Annotated in this window: 13 protein-coding genes and 1 pseudogene; 5 read left to right on the top strand and 9 right to left on the bottom strand. The window is 74.5% G+C overall.

Translation table 11 applies throughout. From position 1 onward, the window contains the following. Positions 1–92 precede the first annotated feature (92 nt). Positions 93–1217 (top strand): annotated as a pseudogene (locus tag AB0D08_RS02745) (MFS transporter); the annotation flags it as partial. Between the two features lie 49 nt (positions 1218–1266). Here AB0D08_RS02745 and AB0D08_RS02740 read toward each other — a convergent pair. The 3 genes from AB0D08_RS02740 to AB0D08_RS02730 all read right to left on the bottom strand — a co-directional run bounded on the left by AB0D08_RS02740 (position 1267) and on the right by AB0D08_RS02730 (position 3401). Further along, complete coding sequence (locus AB0D08_RS02740) at positions 1267–1413, bottom strand: hypothetical protein (RefSeq protein ID WP_359886039.1); 147 nt, start codon at positions 1411–1413, stop codon at positions 1267–1269. 142 nt (positions 1414–1555) lie between these two features. After that, the gene (locus AB0D08_RS02735) at positions 1556–2785 is read right to left on the bottom strand and encodes a GDSL-type esterase/lipase family protein (RefSeq protein ID WP_359886038.1); all 1230 of its coding nucleotides are present in this window, start codon (positions 2783–2785) and stop codon (positions 1556–1558) included. Between the two features lie 49 nt (positions 2786–2834). Beyond that, positions 2835–3401, bottom strand: coding sequence for an isochorismatase family protein (locus AB0D08_RS02730; protein ID WP_033825079.1), 567 nt, complete (start codon positions 3399–3401; stop codon positions 2835–2837). A gap of 142 nt (positions 3402–3543) precedes the next feature. Between AB0D08_RS02730 and AB0D08_RS02725 the strand changes: the two genes are divergently transcribed. Further along, positions 3544–3873 carry a hypothetical protein gene (locus tag AB0D08_RS02725; protein ID WP_359886037.1) on the top strand — a complete coding sequence of 110 codons (330 nt, stop codon included), beginning with the start codon at positions 3544–3546 and terminating at the stop codon, positions 3871–3873. Between the two features lie 230 nt (positions 3874–4103). Here the strand turns inward: AB0D08_RS02725 and AB0D08_RS02720 are convergent, their stop codons facing one another. The 3 genes from AB0D08_RS02720 to AB0D08_RS02710 form a co-directional block, all read right to left on the bottom strand. Continuing rightward, positions 4104–6608, bottom strand: a complete 2505-nt coding sequence (locus tag AB0D08_RS02720; RefSeq protein WP_359886036.1) for a SpoIIE family protein phosphatase — start codon at positions 6606–6608, stop codon at positions 4104–4106. Positions 6609–6670: 62 nt separating this feature from the next. Continuing rightward, complete coding sequence (locus AB0D08_RS02715; RefSeq protein ID WP_359886035.1) at positions 6671–11479, bottom strand: HAMP domain-containing protein; 4809 nt, start codon at positions 11477–11479, stop codon at positions 6671–6673. A gap of 152 nt (positions 11480–11631) precedes the next feature. Beyond that, positions 11632–12183 carry an ATP-binding protein gene (locus AB0D08_RS02710; protein WP_051814138.1) on the bottom strand — a complete coding sequence of 184 codons (552 nt, stop codon included), beginning with the start codon at positions 12181–12183 and terminating at the stop codon, positions 11632–11634. A gap of 219 nt (positions 12184–12402) precedes the next feature. Between AB0D08_RS02710 and AB0D08_RS02705 the strand changes: the two genes are divergently transcribed. The 3 genes from AB0D08_RS02705 to AB0D08_RS02695 all read left to right on the top strand — a co-directional run bounded on the left by AB0D08_RS02705 (position 12403) and on the right by AB0D08_RS02695 (position 15063). Beyond that, positions 12403–12573 (top strand): hypothetical protein, encoded by a 171-nt coding sequence (locus tag AB0D08_RS02705; protein ID WP_033825083.1) that lies wholly within the window; start codon positions 12403–12405, stop codon positions 12571–12573. Between the two features lie 223 nt (positions 12574–12796). Next, positions 12797–14308, top strand: a complete 1512-nt coding sequence (locus tag AB0D08_RS02700) for an FAD-dependent oxidoreductase (RefSeq protein ID WP_359886034.1) — start codon at positions 12797–12799, stop codon at positions 14306–14308. A gap of 71 nt (positions 14309–14379) precedes the next feature. Further along, complete coding sequence (locus tag AB0D08_RS02695; RefSeq protein WP_359886033.1) at positions 14380–15063, top strand: hypothetical protein; 684 nt, start codon at positions 14380–14382, stop codon at positions 15061–15063. Between the two features lie 21 nt (positions 15064–15084). On the opposite strand, the gene AB0D08_RS02690 is transcribed toward AB0D08_RS02695, so the two are convergent. The 3 genes from AB0D08_RS02690 to AB0D08_RS02680 all read right to left on the bottom strand — a co-directional run bounded on the left by AB0D08_RS02690 (position 15085) and on the right by AB0D08_RS02680 (position 17297). Further along, on the bottom strand, positions 15085–15528 hold the full coding sequence (locus AB0D08_RS02690; protein WP_359886032.1) for a hypothetical protein: 444 nt from the start codon (positions 15526–15528) through the stop codon (positions 15085–15087). An 80-nt stretch (positions 15529–15608) separates the two neighbouring features. Next, positions 15609–16079, bottom strand: coding sequence for a hypothetical protein (locus AB0D08_RS02685; RefSeq protein ID WP_033825086.1), 471 nt, complete (start codon positions 16077–16079; stop codon positions 15609–15611). 606 nt (positions 16080–16685) lie between these two features. Beyond that, positions 16686–17297 (bottom strand): hypothetical protein, encoded by a 612-nt coding sequence (locus tag AB0D08_RS02680; RefSeq protein ID WP_359886031.1) that lies wholly within the window; start codon positions 17295–17297, stop codon positions 16686–16688. Positions 17298–17317 lie beyond the last annotated feature (20 nt).

The following is a 17317-nucleotide window of genomic DNA, read 5'->3' as shown; positions in this document are numbered from 1 at the left end:
GACATCTCGCTCAACCGCCCGGGAGCCTCGTTCGTTCTGCCCTCACCCCGACCGCCAGGCCATCACCCGATCGGTGCCCACCCTGAAAACGCTCACTGTTCCCGCTCTCCTTCGGCATCATCCGCGACGAGTTCCCCGCCGAACGGGTGTCCACCAGCATCAGCAACCTGTCCGCCGTGATCGCGGTGGGCAGCGGCCTCGGCATGGTGCTGGCCGGGCCGATCGTCGGCGCCCTGGACTACCGCTGGCTGTTCTGGTTCCCGGTGATCGTGGTCGCCGCCACCGCGGTGATCGCCCACCGCTACATCCCCGAGTCCCCGACCCGGACCTCCGGCAGCGTCAACTGGCTCGCGTCGGTGCTGCTGTCCGGCTGGCTGGTGGCCCTGCTGCTGCCCATCAGCCAGGCCTCCAAGTGGGGTTGGGGCTCCCCCACCGTGCTCGTGCTGCTCACGGCGGCCGTGGTCCTGTTCGCCGCCTGGGTGCTGGCCGAGGCCAGGTCCCGCAACCCGCTGATCGACCTGCGCATCATGCGGCTGCCGGCCGTCTGGACGACCAACGCCGCCGGACTGCTGTTCGGCGGGGGCATGTACGCGGTCTGGGCGTTCCTCCCCGGCTTCGCCCAGACCCCGTCCTCCGCGGGCTACGGCTTCGGCGCGAGCGTGACCGGCGCGGGACTGCTGATGCTGCCGATGCTGGTCGCCATGTTCGTCTCCGGGGTGCTCAGCGGGCGGCTGGCCGGCCGGTTCCCGGCCAAGGCCCAGCTCACCACGGGCGCCGTGCTCGGCGCCGCCGCCTGCGCGATCCTCGCGGGCTGGCACGGGCAGCAGTGGCAGGTGGCGCTGGCCGCCGGCGTCTTCGGCCTCGGCATCGGCCTGGCCTTCGCCTCGATGAGCAACCTGATCGTCCACAGCGTGCCCGCGGCCCAGACCGGCGCGGCCACCGGCATGAACGCCAACATCCGCACCATCGGCGGCTCGATCGGCGCGGCCCTGATGACCGGCCTGGTCACCGGCCACCTCCAGCCCTCCGGCCGCCCGTACGAGTCGGGCTACACCCACGGCTTCGCGCTGCTCGCGGCGTTCTGCCTGGCTGCGGCGTTCGCCGCGCTGCTGGTCCCGGCCCGCCGGACCGCCCCGGCGACGGCACCGGCAACGGCAACGGCGACGCCACCGGCCGGGGAGCCCGCGGCGGCCCGGCCGCAGGCCGTACGGGGCTGACACCTGCGGGCCGCTCCCGCCGCGAGGCCGGGAGCGGCCCGCGGCGCGCTCACCCCACGGTGGACCGCACCGCGGTGGACCGCACCGCGGTGGACCGCACCGCGGTGGACCGCACCGCGGTGGCCGTCAGCGTCGAGGACCGCGCCGTGAAGCTGCCGCCCAGCGCGTCGACGGCCGCGCCGACCTCGTGCAACACCTGCGCGAGCGCTGTTCGCCGACCGTACGGGCACCCCGCCGGACCCGTCGGCCGTCCGGCGGGTGGTGGGCACCGTCCTCGCCGGGGCGCTGCCGTAACCGCGCCCGCGGCCGCGTGCACGACCGTACGTACGGCCGCGTGTTCAGGCCCCTCCGGTGCCGAACGGGCCGCCGGGGCCGAAGGCCAGCGCGGCGAACCGCTCGCCGATGCGCCGGTGGGTGGCGGCGTCCGGGTGGAGCTCGTCGGGCAGCGGCAGCTCGGCGTAGTCCGCCTCGCCGTAGAGGTCCCGGCCGTCCAGGTGGTGCAGGTGGGGGTCGTCGGCCGCGCGGGCGGCGGTGAGCCGGGCCAGTTCCTCCCGGATGACGGTGAGTGTCAGCTTGCCGGCGGCCCGCTCCGCCGGGTCGCCGGTGGCCCGGAACCGCAGCTTCCCGTCGCTGAAGTCCGGCGCGCACGGCCCGGGGGTGTCCTCGTGGATGGGGCACAGGATCGGGGAGACCACCAGCAGCGGGGTGTCGGGGTGGCCGTCGCGGATGGTGTCGAGGAAGCCGTGGACCGCCGGGACGAAGGCGCGCAGCCGCATCAGGTCGGTGTTGACCAGGTTGATGCCGATCTTGACGCTGATCAGGTCCGCGGGTGTGTCCCGGATGGCCCGCGCGGTGAACGGGTCGAGCAGGGCGCTGCCGCCGAGCCCCAGGTTGACCAGTTCCACGCCGCCGCCGGCGGCGGCCAGCGCCGGCCAGGTGGTGGTGGGGCTGTCGGCGTCCGAGCCGTGGCTGATCGAACTGCCGTGGTGCAGCCACACCTTGCGGCCCTGGTCCGACGCCGGTTCGACGGGGGCGTCGGTGCGCAGCGCGACCAGCTCGGTGACCTCCCGGTGCGGGAGCCAGATCTCCACCCGCTTGTCGTCCGCGGGCAGTCCGGCGAACCGGACGGTGGCGACCGGGCCCGGCCGGGTCACCGTCGCGCCGGTGGCCAGGTCCACGGTCATGACCTTGCCGCCGGCGGCGGTGGCCCGGCCGGCCCGGTGGCCGTCGACCACCAGGTCGTACACGCCGTCGGGCCGGGGCGGGACGCCCGGGTAGGCCAGTTTGGTGGGCAGCACGTCCAGTTCGACGACGGTCGCCCGGGTGGCGAGGACCAGCCGGACCCCCGAGGGCTGGGCCGAGGCCATGGCCAGCTGCCCGTCGGCGCACTGGGCCCGGGCCCGGGCGGGCAGCCGGTGCGGCAGCAGGCCGTGCTCGGTGCGTTCCAGGTCGAGGGCGCCGCGCAGCAGGGCCGCGGTGATGGGCGTCTCGGTGAGTGCGCCGAGCTGCGGGGAGGTCCGGGGTGCCGCGGGGTCCGCGGCGGCGCCGTCGTCGGTTCGGGTGTCCATCCCCGCACCCTGCCGACCGGGTCAGCGGTTGCGCAACTGCTTTCCGGCCTCAGGCCGCGGTGCGCGGGCCGAAGTCGACGTCCGCGGTGGCGACCGTACCGCCCGTACGGCCGGGCGCCGAGTGGTGCTGCCAGTACAGGTTGGTGTGGGCGATGACCTGCTCGGGCGTCGGCGCGCCGTACGCCGACAGGTCCTCGGTGGTGTGGGCGTCGCCGACCAGGGTCGCGTCGTAGCCGCGGGTGATCGCGCCGTGCAGGGTCGAGCGGATGCAGGCGTCGGTCTGCGCACCCGCGACGTAGAGGTGGCCGACGCCGCGGGCGGCGAGCACCGCCTCCAGGTCGGTGTCCTCGAAGGAGTCGCCGTAGGCCTTCTGCACCAGCGCCTCGGGCTCCTGGCGGACCAGCTCGCCCACGTACTGCCAGCTCTCGGTGCCGCTGCGGAGCTCGTCGTCGTTGTGCTGGACCCAGACGACGTCGACCCCGGCGGTGCGCGCCCGCTCGACCAGGGCGGCGATGTTGGCGATGACGGTGTCGCGGTCGTGGGCGTGGGCCACGACGCCGTTCTGCACGTCGATGACGAGCAGGGCGGTGTTGGGTCGGTCGGCCAGCGTGGTCATGGTTCCCCCCGGGGGTGTGCGGATCACGGTCCCGACGATGCTATGCCCCGGGCCCCGCGGCGGGGGCGGGAGCGGCCGCGGACGGCCGCTTGCGGCGCGCGGTGTCACGATGGAGCCCGGGGGCCGGTGACGGGAGGCGTTCATGGGCCGCGACTACCAGTTCCACCGCGAGCACGCCGGCTGTTCGGTGACGGCCGTGGTGCACCTGGGCACCGTACGGGAGCTGGAGCTCCTGGTGAACGGGAAGCCGGTGGGGTTCGAACGGCTCCACGGCCACCACGCCGGGGCCCGGACGCTCACCACGGTGCTGCCGACCGATCCGCCCGTCGGCATCGACGTCCGGCTGGAGCTGCCGGGGGCGATGCGCGGGGACCCGGTCTGCGTCCTGACCGACGGTGACCGGCAGTGGCCGATGCCGCTACGGCCGGTGCCCCGCACCGCGCGGCCGACCGAGGCGTCCTGGTACAGCTGACCCCCGGGCCCGCGGACGCCGCGCCGCCCCGGCCCCGGTGTGCCACCGTGGGAGGAAGGGGGTGCCAGGACCGTCTGCTGCGAGAGGAGCGGCCATGTCATCGAAGCGTCGCCGCAAGAAGAAGGGCCGCGCGAGGCGCAAGGCCAACCACGGCCGTCGGCCGCAGTGCTGAGCGCCTCCACCCGCCCGACCACCCGGACCCGCCGTCGCAGCGCCGCTGCCACGGCGGGTCAGCCGATTCTGACGCCGATCAGGCAGGTGTCGTCGTCGGTGTCCGCGCTGCTGTAGCGGAGCAGGTGGTCCAGGCGGTGCTCGAGTTCGGCGGGGTCGTCGGACGGTGGCGGGGCCTGGGCGGTGGCCAGCAGGCTGTGCAGGGAGGCCTGCAGGGAACGGTCGCGGCGTTCGATCAGGCCGTCGGTGTACATCATCAGGGTGTCGCCCGGGATCAGCTGGATCTCGCCCTCCTCGTAGTCGGCCTGGTCGATCGCGCCGAGCAGGATGCCGCCGAGGTCGGGCAGCGTCCGCGCCGCTCCGTCCCGGAGCAGGACCGGTGGCAGGTGGCCCGCCCGGGCCCAGCGCAGCCGGCGGGTGGCCGGGTCGTAGACGCCGCAGACGGCGGTGGCGGTGACGTTGTCGGTCAGGTGGTGGGTGACGCTGTTGAGCCAGGCCAGCAGCTGGGCCGGTCCGGCGCCGGTGGCGGCGAGGCCGCGCAGGGCGTTGCGGAGCGCGACCATGCCGGTGGCGGCGTCGATGCCGTGGCCGGCCACGTCGCCGACGCAGAGCAGGATCTGGCCGCTGGGCAGGGCGAGCGCGTCGTACCAGTCGCCGCCGACCAGGTGGTCCTTCTCGGCGGGGCGGTAGCGGACGGCGACCCGCAGGTCGTTCAGGGTCAGCGGGCCGCGGCTGGGCGGCATGATGGCGTGCTGGAGCTGGAGGGCGAGCCGGCTGCGTTCGGCGGCCTGGGCCTCGGTGTGGGCGAGTTGGTCGCGGGTGGCGGCGAGGGCGACCTCGGTCCAGTGCTGGGCGGAGATGTCCTGGTAGGCGCCGCGGACGCCGGCCAGGCGGGACTGCTCGTCGAGGACGGGTTCGGCGACCACCCGGATGTAGCGGGCGACACCGTCGGCGCGCTGGAGCCGGAACGCCGTGGACGCGGCGCGCCGGTGGTGCAGCACGGTGCGCAGGAAGCGCCCGATGGCGTGGGCGTCGTCGGGGTGCGCGTGCTCGGGAAGTTGGTGCAGTGCGATCGGGCGGGCGGTGGGCGGCAGGCCGTGCAGCTCGAACAGCGGCTCGTTCCAGGCGATCTGGCCGGTGGTCAGGTTCTCCTCGAAGCCGCCGATCCGGCCGAGGCGCTGGGCGTGCTGGAGCAGCCGGGCGACCCGCGGGGTGCCGTCGTCGAGGCGCCAGACGACGGCCAGGTGCCGGCCGTGGCGGCTGATGCTGACCCGGGCCTCGGTGGTCAGCGGGACGCCGTCGACCAGGGCCGCCAGCCGCATGCTCTCGGCGCGGAACGGCTCGCCGGTCGCGAAGACGTGCTCGACCTTCTCGAAGAGTCCGCCGGGTTCGGCGGCCAGCGGGTAGGCGTCCAGCAGCCGGGTGCCGACCACGGCGCCGGGCCGGCGGCCGGCGAAGTCGACGAAGCCGGGGTTGACGTGCCGGATCAGGAAGCGCAGGGGCAGGTCGGGCGCGCCGGTGAGGGGTTCCAGGACGAGGCAGGGGTCGTGGAGGCCGTCGGCGAGCTGGAGCAGTTCGGTGAGCTGCTGGTCGGCGCTCTCGCCGGCCGGGTGTCCGGGCCCGGTGGCGGGCTGTGATTCGAGGGCGGTGGCGCACAGTTCGGCCAGTGCCTCGATCTGGCGACGTTCGGGCCGGCTGTGCGGGGGCAGTTCGCCGCTCCAGCAGATCTCCAGGGCGCCGATGATCCGGCCGGCCGAGCCGACGGGGAGGGCGACGCGTCCGCCGGAGAGCTGGTGGTGGCCGATGGACGGCAGGCCGGCGTCGGCCAGTGACGGGTAGTCGGCGGTGTGGCGGCGGTCGAGCGCCTGGCGGGCGGGGGTCGGTACGCCGGGTGGTACGTAGCGCCAGCGGGCCGGTTCGCCCGCGTCGAAGCCGGCGCTGCCGGCCAGCGAGAGCGACTGGTCGGGGTGGGCGGCCCAGATCGCGACCGCCTCCGCGCCGAGCGGCCGCAGGGCGTGGTCCAGCATCGAGGCGGCGACCGCCTCCGCGTCGGCCCCGGCGAGGGCGCCGGCCTCGGCGGCGCGCAGCCGCAGCCCGACCGAGGGGGCGTCCGGGGCGGTGGCCGCGGTGACGAACTCGCGGGCGGCGGCGGCGATCCGGTCGGCGGACCGCCGGTTGACCAGGTCGGCCGCCAGTTCCAGGACGGAGAGGCCGGCCTGTTCGGCGAGGGTGTCGAGCTGTCCGGCCGCCTGGGTCGGGCTGCAGCTGAGCCGTTCGATCAGGATGCCCATGGCCATCTCGACCAGGGCGCGGCCCTCGGTCCCGGCCTGGGCCCGTTCCAGTTCGTCGCGCAGCCGCTCGACGGTGCTGGCGAGCCGGCCGACCGCGCGGGGGTCCCAGGGGGTGAGGCCGTCGGTGGTGAGGCCGTCGGTGGGGGGATCGGCCCCCGGGTCCCGGGCGAGGACGGCGACGCCGGGCGCCGGGTCGGGGGCGGGTTCGCCGGGGCCGTCCGTGTCGGGGCGGGGGCCGGCGGGTCCTGGTCCGCTCTGGTGGGGGTCGTGCACGACGGGTTGCTCCTCGGGTGTCGGGGCACCGGTCGGGCGCCGAACGGCCGGGCGGACGCGGGTCAGACGGTCAGCCGGCTCTTGATCCGGGCCATCAGGTCGTGCGCGTCCACCGGCTTGGTGACGTAGTCGCTGGCGCCGGCGGCGAGGCTCTTCTCACGGTCGCCGACCATCGCCTTGGCGGTGACGGCGATGATCGGCAGGTCGGCGTGTTCGGGCATCGCGCGGATCGCCGCGGTGGCCGCGTACCCGTCCATCTCGGGCATCATCACGTCCATCAGGATGACATCGATCCCGGGGTGGGCGGCCAGGGTGTCGATCGCGGCGCGGCCGTTCTCGGCCTGCAGCACGCGCATGCCGTGGAGTTCGAGGATGCCGGTGATGGCGTAGAGGTTGCGGTCGTCGTCGTCGACCACCAGGACGGTCCGGCCGGCGAAGGCGGTGTCGAGGTCGTCGGCGGGCGGCTGGGCGGCGGCCTCGGCCCGGACCGGGGGCAGCACGTCGCCGGGCCGCTCGGCGCTCAGGTGCAGGGCGATCCGTTCGCGCAGCTCGTCGAGGCTGGAGATGAGTTCCAGCGGGCGGCCGGCCGCGCGGTCGTGCAGGGCCTGTTCCTCGTCGGCGCCGAGGCGGCGGCCGTGGTGGGCGAGGACGGGCACGCCGCGCAGGGCCGGGTCGCGGTGCATCTCGCCGAGGAAGCGTTCGGCGGCCCCGTCGGGCAGGTCGAGTTCGAGGACCACGCAGTGGCAGGGGGTGGTGGCCAGTGCGGCGGCCGCCTCCTGCGCGCCCACGGCGGTGACCAGCTCCACCGGGCCGCGGGTGTCGCCGCCGCGGGGGTGGCCGCCGGGGTCGGCGAGGTCGGCCAGCGCGCTCTCGGCGACCAGCGAGAGCAGGCCGCGGGGACGGTCCTCGACGACCAGCAGCCGGCGCGGTCGGACCGGCGCGGCGGCGGGTGCGGCGGGGGTGGTGCGCCGTTCGCCACCGGCGGGGGCGCTCACGGCCTCGGGCTCGGTCCGGGTGCCGGGGACGCCGGGTCCGGCGAGGTCGGCGCGGTCGGCGGGCAGGTACAGGGTGAAGGTGGAGCCCTGGCCGACGGTGCTCTCGGCGGTGATCACCCCGCCGAGCAGGAAGGCGATCTCGCGGCTGATCGACAGTCCGAGGCCGGTTCCGCCGTACCGGCGGCTGGTGGTGCCGTCGGCCTGCTGGAAGGCGCCGAAGACGGTCTCCAGGTGCTGCGGGGCGATGCCGATGCCGGTGTCGTGGACCCGGAACGCGATCACCGGGCCGCCGCGCCGGGCCGCCTCGGGTGCCTGCCGCTCCTCGACCAGCCCGATCCGCAGCTCCACCCCGCCGCGCTCGGTGAACTTGACGGCGTTGGAGAGCAGGTTGCGCAGCACCTGCCGGAGCCGGTAGTCGTCGGTCAGCAGGCCCTCCGGTACCTCGGGGGCCAGGGTCACGTCGAAGGTCAGGCTCTTCTGGCCGGTCAGCGGCCGGAACGTCGACTCGACGTAGTCCAGCAGCCGGCGCAGCGGCACGTGCTCGGGGCTGATGTCCATCTTGCCGGCCTCGACCTTGGAGAGGTCCAGGATGTCGTTGATCAGCTGCAGCAGGTCGGAGCCGGCGGAGTGGATGATGCCGGCGTACTCGACCTGCTTGGCGGTCAGGTTGCGGGCCGGGTTCTGGGCGAGCAGCTGGGCGAGGATCAGCAGGCTGTTGAGCGGGGTGCGCAGCTCGTGGCTCATGTTGGCGAGGAACTCGGACTTGTACTTGGAGGCCAGTGAGAGCTGGTGGGCGCGGTCCTCGAGTTCCTGCCGGGCCTGCTCGATCTCCAGGTTCTTGGTCTCGATGTCGCGGTTCTGCGCGGCCAGCAGCTCGGCCTTGTCCTCGAGTTCGGCGTTGGACTCCTGGAGTTCCTCCTGCCGGGCCTGCAGTTCGCGCGAGCGGGCCTGCAGTTCGGCGGTCAACCGCTGGGACTCGCCGAGCAGTTCGTCGGTCCTGGCGTTGGCGACGATGGTGTTGACGTTGACGCCGACGACCTCCATCAGCTGTTCCAGGAAGTCCCGGTGGACCTGGGTGAAGGCGCGGACGGTGGCCAGCTCGATCACGCCGAGCACCTGGTCCTCCACCACGATCGGCAGGACCACCAGCGAGACGGCCTCGGTGCGGCCGAGGCCGGAGGAGACCGTCACGTAGCCGGGCGGCAGGTCGTCGACGGCGATGGTGCGGCGGCTGCGGGCCGCCTGGCCGACGAAGGACTGGCCGAGCCCGAAGCGCCGGACGGCCGCCCCGTCGTGGCGGGCGTAGGAGCCGATCAGGTTGAGGTGGGTGGTGTCCTCGCTCTCCTCGGCGAGGTAGAACGCGCCGTACTGGGCGTGCACCAGCGGGGTCAGCTCGTCCATGACCAGCTCGGCGACCACGTCGAGGTCGCGCTGGCCCTGCATCAGGCCGGAGATCCGGGCCAGGCTGGACTTGAGCCAGTCCTGTTCCTCGTTGGCGCGGGTGGTCTCGCGCAGCGACTCCACCATGAAGTTGACGTTGTCCTTGAGGTCGGCGACCTCGCCGGAGGCGTCCACGGTGATCGAGCGGGTCAGGTCGCCGGCGGCGACGGCGCTGGTCACCTCGGCGATGGCACGGACCTGGCGGGTGAGGTTGCCGGCCAGTTCGTTGACGTTCTCGGTGAGCCGCTTCCAGGTGCCGGAGACGCCTTCGACCTCGGCCTGGCCGCCGAGCCGGCCTTCGCTGCCGACCTCGCGGGCCACCCGGGTGACCTCGGCGGCGAACGAACTCAGCTGGTCGACCATGGTGTTGATGGTGGTCTTGAGTTCCAGGATCTCGCCGCGGGCGTCGACGTCGATCTTGCGGGTGAGGTCGCCGTTGGCGACGGCGGTGGTCACCTGGGCGATGTTGCGGACCTGGCTGGTGAGGTTGTGGGCCATGAAGTTGACGTTGTCGGTGAGGTCCTTCCAGGTCCCGGCGACGTTGGGGACCCGGGCCTGCCCGCCGAGGGTGCCCTCGGTGCCCACCTCGCGGGCGACCCGGGTCACCTCGTCGGCGAACGCGGAGAGCGTGTCGACCATGGTGTTGATGACGCCGGCCAGCGCGGCGACCTCGCCCTTGGCCTCGACGGTGATCTTCTGCGACAGGTCGCCCTTGGCGACGGCGGTGGCGACCTGCGCGATCGAGCGGACCTGTCCGGTCAGGTTGGAGGCCATCACGTTGACGTTGTCGGTGAGGTCCTTCCAGGTACCGGAGACGCCGCGGACGGTCGCCTGGCCGCCGAGGTTGCCCTCGGTGCCGACCTCGCGGGCGACCCGGGTCACCTCGTCCGCGAACGCCGACAGCTGGTCGACCATCGTGTTGATGGTCTCCTTGAGCTCCAGGATCTCCCCGCGCGCGTCCACCCTGATCTTCTGCGACAGGTCGCCGCGGGCGACCGCGGTGGTGACCTCGGCGATCGAGCGGACCTGGGCGGTCAGGTTGTCCGCCATCACGTTGACGGACTCGGTGAGGTCGCGCCAGGTCCCGGAGACGTCCCGGACGTCGGCCTGCCCGCCGAGCCGGCCCTCGGTCCCCACCTCACGGGCCACCCGCGTCACCTCGCCCGCGAACGAACCCAGCTGGTCCACCATCGTGTTGATGGTCTCCTTGAGCTCCAGGATCTCGCCGCGCGCATCGACCGTGATCTTCTGCGACAGGTCGCCCTCGGCGACCGCGGTGGCGACCTGCGCGATCGAGCGGACCTGGTCCGTGAGGTTGCCGGCCATCGAGTTGACCGAGTCGGTGAGGTCGCGCCAGGTCCCGGAGACGCCCTTGACGTCGGCCTGCCCGCCGAGCCGGCCCTCGGTCCCCACCTCACGGGCCACCCGCGTCACCTCGCCCGCGAACGAACCCAGCTGGTCCACCATCGTGTTGACGGTGTTCTTCAGCTCCAGGATCTCGCCGCGCGCATCGACCGTGATCTTCTGCGACAGGTCGCCCCTGGCGACCGCCGTGGTCACCTGGGCGATGTTGCGGACCTGGTTGGTCAGGTTGCCGGCCATGAAGTTGACCGAGTCGGTGAGGTCGCGCCAGGTCCCGGCCACCCCGGGGACCTGGGCCTGCCCGCCGAGCCGGCCCTCGCTGCCGACCTCACGGGCGACGCGCGTCACCTCGCCCGCGAACGAACCCAGCTGGTCCACCATCGTGTTGACGGTGTTCTTCAGCTCCAGGATCTCGCCGCGGGCCGCCACGTCGATCTTCTGGGAGAGGTCGCCCTTGGCCACCGCCGTGGCGACCTGGGCGATGTCCCGCACCTGGGAGGTGAGGTTGCCCGCCATCGCGTTGACCGAGTCGGTCAGGTCCTTCCAGGTGCCCGACACCCCCGGCACCTCGGCCTGCCCGCCCAACTGCCCCTCGGTGCCCACCTCGCGGGCCACCCGGGTCACCTCGGAGGTGAACAGCGACAGCTGGTCGACCATGCCGTTGAACACCAGGGCGATCTCGCCGAGCAGGCCGTTGGCCTCGACCGGGAGCGTGGTCCCGAAGTCGCCGTCCCGTACGGCGGTCAGACCGGCCAGCAGCAGCCGCAGTTCGGGCTCGCCGACCCGCACCGCGTCGAGGCGCACCGCGTCGGGGTCCGGGCCGTCGGCGTGCGGTCCGCCGGCGTTCGGCCGGTCGGCGTGCGCTCGGTCGGCCGGCGCTCCGTCGAGGTGCGGCCGGTCGGCCCGTACGCCCTGCGCGGGCACCTCGGGGGCCGGTACCCCGTCGACCGGCGCACCGGCGGTCGCCACAGTGTCGGTCGGCACTCCGGCGGTCGGCGCGTCGGCGGTCGCCACAGTGTCGGCCGTCGCGGCACCCGGGCCGGTCGCAGGAGCGGACTTGGTCGAGCCAGCCATGGAACGTCGCCTCCGTGGCGGGCTGTGCCCCCGCCGTTGCCACCCCGGCCCGCGGCGCCGGCAGGTCGCGCCGGGCGTCTCGGGTTTCACTCGCCGACACGGGAACGTGCCGCCTGGAGGCTACCCGACGGGTTCCACCGGGTGCGAACACTTCACGACATGTGTGCAGGACCCGCCGCAAGTCCGGGCAGCTCGAGCTCCGCCCAGACCACCTTCCCGGACGCGTCCGGTCCCGGGGTGCAGCCCCACCGGCTGGCGAGCATCGCCACGGCGCGCAGCCCGTAGCCGCCCGGGCGGCCGGGCAGCTGCGGCGGGATCCGGGCGGGGACCTGCGCAGCGGGGGCCGGCGGGGTCGGTGGGGCCATCGGGACCAGCGGGGCGGGGGCGGCCGGGCTCAGGTCGGTGACCTCGATGCGCAGCGTGTGCGCGGCGACGGCGATCACCAGTTCGGCGGCGCCGCCCGCGTGGCGGCAGGCGTTGGTGACGAGTTCGGAGACGACCAGCAGCACGTCCTCGGTCCGGGCCCGCCGCTGCGCGTCGTCGGCCGGGAGCCAGCCCCATTCCCGCAGGACGGAGGCGGCGTGGTCGCGGCTGCGGCCGATGGCGCCGGCCCGGCCGGACAGCGCGAGGCGGCGGACCGGGCCCGGCCGGAGGGCGGACGCGGCGCCGACGGCGGCCGTGGTGGTGCCCTGGTCCGTGTCCATGTCGCGCCCGCCTCTCCCGACGGCACCGGTCGGCCGGTGCCGGACTTCCCGTACGTCCGTCTGCCCTCCCGTCTGCCCTCCCGCACCGCGGGAACACCTCACCGTGACCCCGCACCACGGCCGTCCCGGCCGCGGCCGCAGCCGGGCGGAAACCGAGGTGACTATCCGGCCGGAAGCGGGGCAGGCGAGGCCCTGTCAACGATTTGGAGGTCGTTCACCATGGTTCCTCTTCTGCTGGTCCTTCTGCTGGCCGTGATCCTCTTCGGCGCGGGTTTCGCCCTCAAGGCGCTCTGGTGGGTGGCGGTCATCGTTCTGGCGGTGTGGCTGATCGGGTTCGTGGCCCGGGGCACCGGCGCTTCCGGCAGCCGGGGCCGCTGGTACCGCTGGTGACCTACCGCGGTGACGTACGCCGGTGACACGGACGAGGGGGCGCGCCTTCCGGGGCGCGCCCCCTCGTCCGTGTCCACGCCCTGCCGCGCCTCCGCGCACCCGCCGGCTCCGCCCGGTCGAGGTGCCGCGGCCCGTGGTGCGAGGATGGAAGCCGACGGCATCCGGCGGTCCGGCCGTCCGCCCACCTCGCGGCCCGGCCGGGACGGGCCGGCAGGAGGATCCCATGACAGCTCCCCTTCGCGGCCGGCCCGGCCCCGTGAGCGGCGGGCTGGACCTCGGGCCGGGCCCCGGGACGCAGGTCCTGCGGGTGGCCGTGGTCGGCTCGGGTCCGGCCGGCCTGTACACGGCCGAGGCACTGGTCAAGCAGACCGCGCAGGCGGCTCAGGCCGCCGACGGCGCCGCGGTGCGGGTGACGGTGGACGTCCTGGACCGCCTGCCCACCCCGTACGGTCTGGTGCGCTACGGCGTCGCCCCCGACCACCCGTCGATCCGGTCGATCGCCGACTACCTCCGGCGGGTGCTGGAGGACCCCCGGGTGCGGTTCCTCGGCGGGCTGCGGCTCGGCGGCGAGGTGACCCGCGAGATGCTGCTGTCCTGCTACGACGCGGTGGTGTACGCGACCGGCGCCCCGCTGGACCGGCGGCTGGGCGTGCCCGGCGAGGAACTGCCGGGCAGCGCGGCGGCCGCCGACTTCGTGCGCTGGTACTGCGGGCACCCGGACGCCGACCCCGGCCGGTTCGCCCTGGACGCGGTCTCGGTAGCGGTGATCGGGGCCGGCAACGTGGCGCTGGACGTGGCCCGGGTCCTGGCCCGCCCGGCCGCCGACTTCGGCCCGACCGACGTACCGGATCCGGTGCTCGCCGCGCTGGCCGCCAGCCGGGTCCGGGAGATCCACGTGATCAGCCGCCGGGGGCCCGCCGAGGCCCGGTTCACCACCAAGGAGCTGCGCGAACTCGGTGGGCTGCCGGGTGTCGACATCGCCGTCGACGCCTCGCCCGGCCACCTCGCCGGTGCCTTCCCGGGGGACGCCGGTGCCTCCCCGGGGGACGGCGTGCGGCCCCCCGGTGCGGACCCGGCGGACCGCCGGGTCCGGGGCAACCTGGCCGTCGTGGCCGACTGGGCCGCCCGGGGGCCCCACGGCGGCGGCCGCCGGGTGTGCTTCCGGTTCTGGCGCCGCCCGGTGGAGGTCCTCGGGCCCGGACGGGTGACGGCGCTGCGGCTGGAGCGGACCGCCCCGGGCGCGGCCGGCGGGGCCGTGGGCACCGGGGTGTACGAGGTCCTGCCCGTCCAGCTGGTGCTGCGCTCGGTCGGTTACCGCTCCGCGCCGCTCGCCGGGGTGCCCTTCGACGAACGGCGTGCCGTGGTCCCCAACGCCGAAGGGCGGGTCCTGGGCGCCGACGGCCGGCCCCGGCCGGGCGAGTACGTCGCCGGCTGGCTGAAGCGCGGGCCCTCCGGCGTGATCGGCACCAACAAGGCGGACGCCGCGCAGACCGTCCGTTCGCTGCTCGCCGACCGGCTCCCGGGCGGCGCCCCGCCCCACCACGCGGACCCCGGCGCGCCACCCCTGGCCGAGCGGCTCGCGGCCCGCGGGGTCCGTCCGGTGACGTACGCCGAGTGGCTGGGCATCGACGAGCGCGAGCACCGGACCGCCGCCGCGCTCGGCCGCGGCGAGCGGGTCAAACTGAGCGGCTGGGACGCCCTGAACACGGCCAGCGGCCACCCGCGATCCGGCTGAACGACCCACGGGATCGGGCGAGTTCACGCGAAACCCGCACGGAGCGGGCGCGGGCTTGCCAGATTGTGGGGATGAGCCACCCACCGACCATCGAGGACCGGGCCGCGACGGCCGGGTCGGGCCGCACCCGGACGACGATCGCCAACCCGTGGATCGGCGGCCTGATCGGTCTGCTGCTCGGCGCCCTGGTCACCGCCACCACCATCCTGCTCACCGTCCACCCGGCCGCCGCGCCGTCCGGTACCACCGGCGGCCCGCTCACCGCGCCGTCCGAGCTGCCCGGATTCACCACCTACCGGTCGGCGGTGACCGCGCTCGACGCGGACAAGGGCGCGGCGGAGGGCGACCGGGTCACCGACGAGGACACCCGCACCGCCGAGCAGCTCTCCGAGGCGTACGGCGGCGCCGCCGGGCTCGCCCGGCGCTACGCGGACCGGCAGCTGGAGCAGACCTTCCTGCTGGTGGCCGTCCGCGCCAACACCCCCGGCCCCTGGGTCGCGTACCAGGACGCGGCGCGGCTCGGGCTGGTCCGGGCACCGGAGGAGGTGCGGCGCATCGGCGAGGTGTCTTGCCTGATCGCCAACCAGCCGACCAACGCGGGCGGCACACCGGCGGACGACACCGTCAACGTGGTGCTCTGCCAGCGCGCCGCCCGCGGGCTGACGGTCCAGATCCGGTACCCCGGCGGCGACCTGCGCAACCGGCCGGAGCAGACCGCGGAGCTGATCGACACGGTCTGGTCCCAGCTCTCCTGAGGACCGGTCACGCCGTCCGGGCTACACCCGCTGCAAGTCGGCGCGCGCCGGTGCCGCGGCCCACGCCAGCGAGTACCAGGAGAGCACCACCAGCACCAGCACGCTCGGAAGTTCGGCGCAGTAGGCCAGGACCTGGGCGGTGAGCAGCGGGGCACCGCGGTGCGCGGACCAGAGGTCGAAGAAGGCGTCCATGAACAGCAGCACGGCGGTCGCGGAGGCGATCGGGCTGGTCGCCCGGTGGCGGCGGCGGACCAGCGCGGCGAGCAGGAGCAGCGCCGTCACCTCGATGAGGTCGAGCCAGACCCAGGAGTTGGACAGGTTGCGGGCACCGAAGTGGCCCTTGGCGGTGAGCGCGAGCACGACGATCCAGGGCAGCAGCAGCACCGCGGCGGCCCGCAGGGCGACCGGCAGGCGGCGGCGGATCGCCGGTTCACGGGCGTCGAGTGCGCTGCGGAGACCGGACATCCGCCGATCCTAACCGGGGGCGGGCCGGCGCCCGGCCCGGGCCCCGTCCCTCGGGCCCCGCTCCTCGGGGAGGTCGGGCGTCAGGGGTCGAGGCCTTCGACGACGGCGACGGTCACCGCGGCGTAGGCGGCGTGCGGCACGATGTCGGCGATCCAGTCCTTGAGCGCCCAGGTGCGCGGGTCGGTGACCTTGAGGACGGTCATCGGGCCGTTGGTGCCGATCAGCGCGCCGACGCCGGCCACGACGTAGGTGACGGCGGTGGACGGACGCCAGCCCGCCGCGCGCGCCACTCCCAGGGCCACTCCCATGCCGACCCCGGCCGCGATCCCTGTCAGCGGGCCGAGGCCCGCGGTGCGGTTCTCCCGCTCCTTCCGGTCCCCGGGCACCTGGACGTGCACGGCCTCGGAGAGCTTCTCGACGGTCACCTCGGGGGTCGAGCTCGCGGGCCGGGCCCGGACGACCATGTCGAGGTAGCCGACGGTGTTCAGCGCCGTCGTACCGGCGGCGCCGGCGGCGGCTCCGGCCAACGCTCCCTGCAGCAGCGTCGTCATGGCTTCTCCCGTGGGCTGGGTGGGGGGCGCGAGCAGGCAGGCCGTACGGTGGCATCGGGGACGCTGTGTCAGCAGCCCCGGGCGAGGCTCCGGCGCCGCACGCCCGTCACGGCAGCCCGGCGCCCGCGAACACGCCAATCCAGTCAACACCCGGCCACCGACCGACGCCACCGGGCTCCCGCACGCCCCGGGGGCGGTGCTGCGTTCCGGGAACTCGCCTGTGTCGGGCGGCCCGGTCCCTCCCGCCGCCGAGAGAAGTCGTGCTCAGAGCCGTGGAAAGCCGCGACGCGGAGCATTGCGACTGGCCTCGGAGGCCGCGTGGTCAATGGCGCGGGACATTCGCCGAGGTACGCCGGAGCCCGGTTGACGCCGGAGCCGGTGACGCTGTGCGGCCGATCGACAGCTCGCGTGGCGGAGGCGCCCGGGCTGTAGGCCTCGATGGAGAGCAACGCCGAACCCACCGACGTCGGCCGCCGCGCCTGAGCAGTCCGGCGGTCCTTGGCTGCGGACTCGATTTCATGCCGCTCAAACGCCAGGATTTGCACCTGTGCAACCATCAGCTGTCGCAGCATCCCCCTGCCAAGGCGACCGGGGCCTGATGGTCGGTCAGCGGCCGATTCGGTCCGCGTCATAGACGCAGGCCGTCACCGGGTAGCCCAATCGCCCCTTGCCGACGATCGCATAAACATGTCCTGCTGGCACCAGATCCACCTTCACGGTCCGGCATACCACGCACGCCCGGCCGTGCAGCTGCGCGGTGTTCACCAGGATCTGGTGAAGCATCCCGCCCGGCGGCTCCCACTCGACCCAGCTGGCGCCGCGGACCTGCCGTAGCGTCCGGGCGAGAAGCTGCACGTCGACGAAGCACTCCGGGTGATCCGGGTCCGGCGGCACGAGCCAGTACGGGCCGGGCGGGTGCAACACCGCTGCACCCGGAACCGCGAGGTGATGGCCGACGCCGAGCAGTTGCGCAGGCTCCTCGAAGGCGCCCGGGCCTATACCGGCGGCCACGAGGAAGTACAGACGCGGCTCGCGCGATGCATCGCGGATGACCGGCCCAGGGCTGTGCCCTGTCTCGGCGTCGATCAGGGCGAGCGCGGCCAATCCGATGTGCTGAGCCACCCGGACAGCGTCCCAGTCCGCGCCGGCGGCGACCGGCACCACCGTGTCGTCCGGCGGCATCCACCCCGGCACCTGCTGTCCGCGCTCCGTCTCCATCTGCACCTCTCCTGACGTTC

The organism is Kitasatospora sp. NPDC048540 (genome assembly GCF_040651175.1).
Lineage (GTDB): Bacteria > Actinomycetota > Actinomycetes > Streptomycetales > Streptomycetaceae > Kitasatospora.
The sequence above is the reverse complement of the archived record's forward strand: the minus strand, read 5'-3'. Positions and strand labels throughout refer to the sequence as shown.

Coding starts and splice junctions, on each gene's coding strand:
- AB0D08_RS02735 (WP_359886038.1), bottom strand. CDS start 2,785: ATGGACACCCGAACCGACGACGGCGCCGCCGCGGACCCCGCGGCACCC.
- AB0D08_RS02730 (WP_033825079.1), bottom strand. CDS start 3,401: ATGACCACGCTGGCCGACCGACCCAACACCGCCCTGCTCGTCATCGAC.
- AB0D08_RS02725 (WP_359886037.1), top strand. CDS start 3,544: ATGGGCCGCGACTACCAGTTCCACCGCGAGCACGCCGGCTGTTCGGTG.
- AB0D08_RS02715 (WP_359886035.1), bottom strand. CDS start 11,479: ATGGCTGGCTCGACCAAGTCCGCTCCTGCGACCGGCCCGGGTGCCGCG.
- AB0D08_RS02710 (WP_051814138.1), bottom strand. CDS start 12,183: ATGGACACGGACCAGGGCACCACCACGGCCGCCGTCGGCGCCGCGTCC.
- AB0D08_RS02705 (WP_033825083.1), top strand. CDS start 12,403: ATGGTTCCTCTTCTGCTGGTCCTTCTGCTGGCCGTGATCCTCTTCGGC.
- AB0D08_RS02700 (WP_359886034.1), top strand. CDS start 12,797: ATGACAGCTCCCCTTCGCGGCCGGCCCGGCCCCGTGAGCGGCGGGCTG.
- AB0D08_RS02695 (WP_359886033.1), top strand. CDS start 14,380: ATGAGCCACCCACCGACCATCGAGGACCGGGCCGCGACGGCCGGGTCG.
- AB0D08_RS02690 (WP_359886032.1), bottom strand. CDS start 15,528: ATGTCCGGTCTCCGCAGCGCACTCGACGCCCGTGAACCGGCGATCCGC.
- AB0D08_RS02685 (WP_033825086.1), bottom strand. CDS start 16,079: ATGACGACGCTGCTGCAGGGAGCGTTGGCCGGAGCCGCCGCCGGCGCC.
- AB0D08_RS02680 (WP_359886031.1), bottom strand. CDS start 17,297: ATGGAGACGGAGCGCGGACAGCAGGTGCCGGGGTGGATGCCGCCGGAC.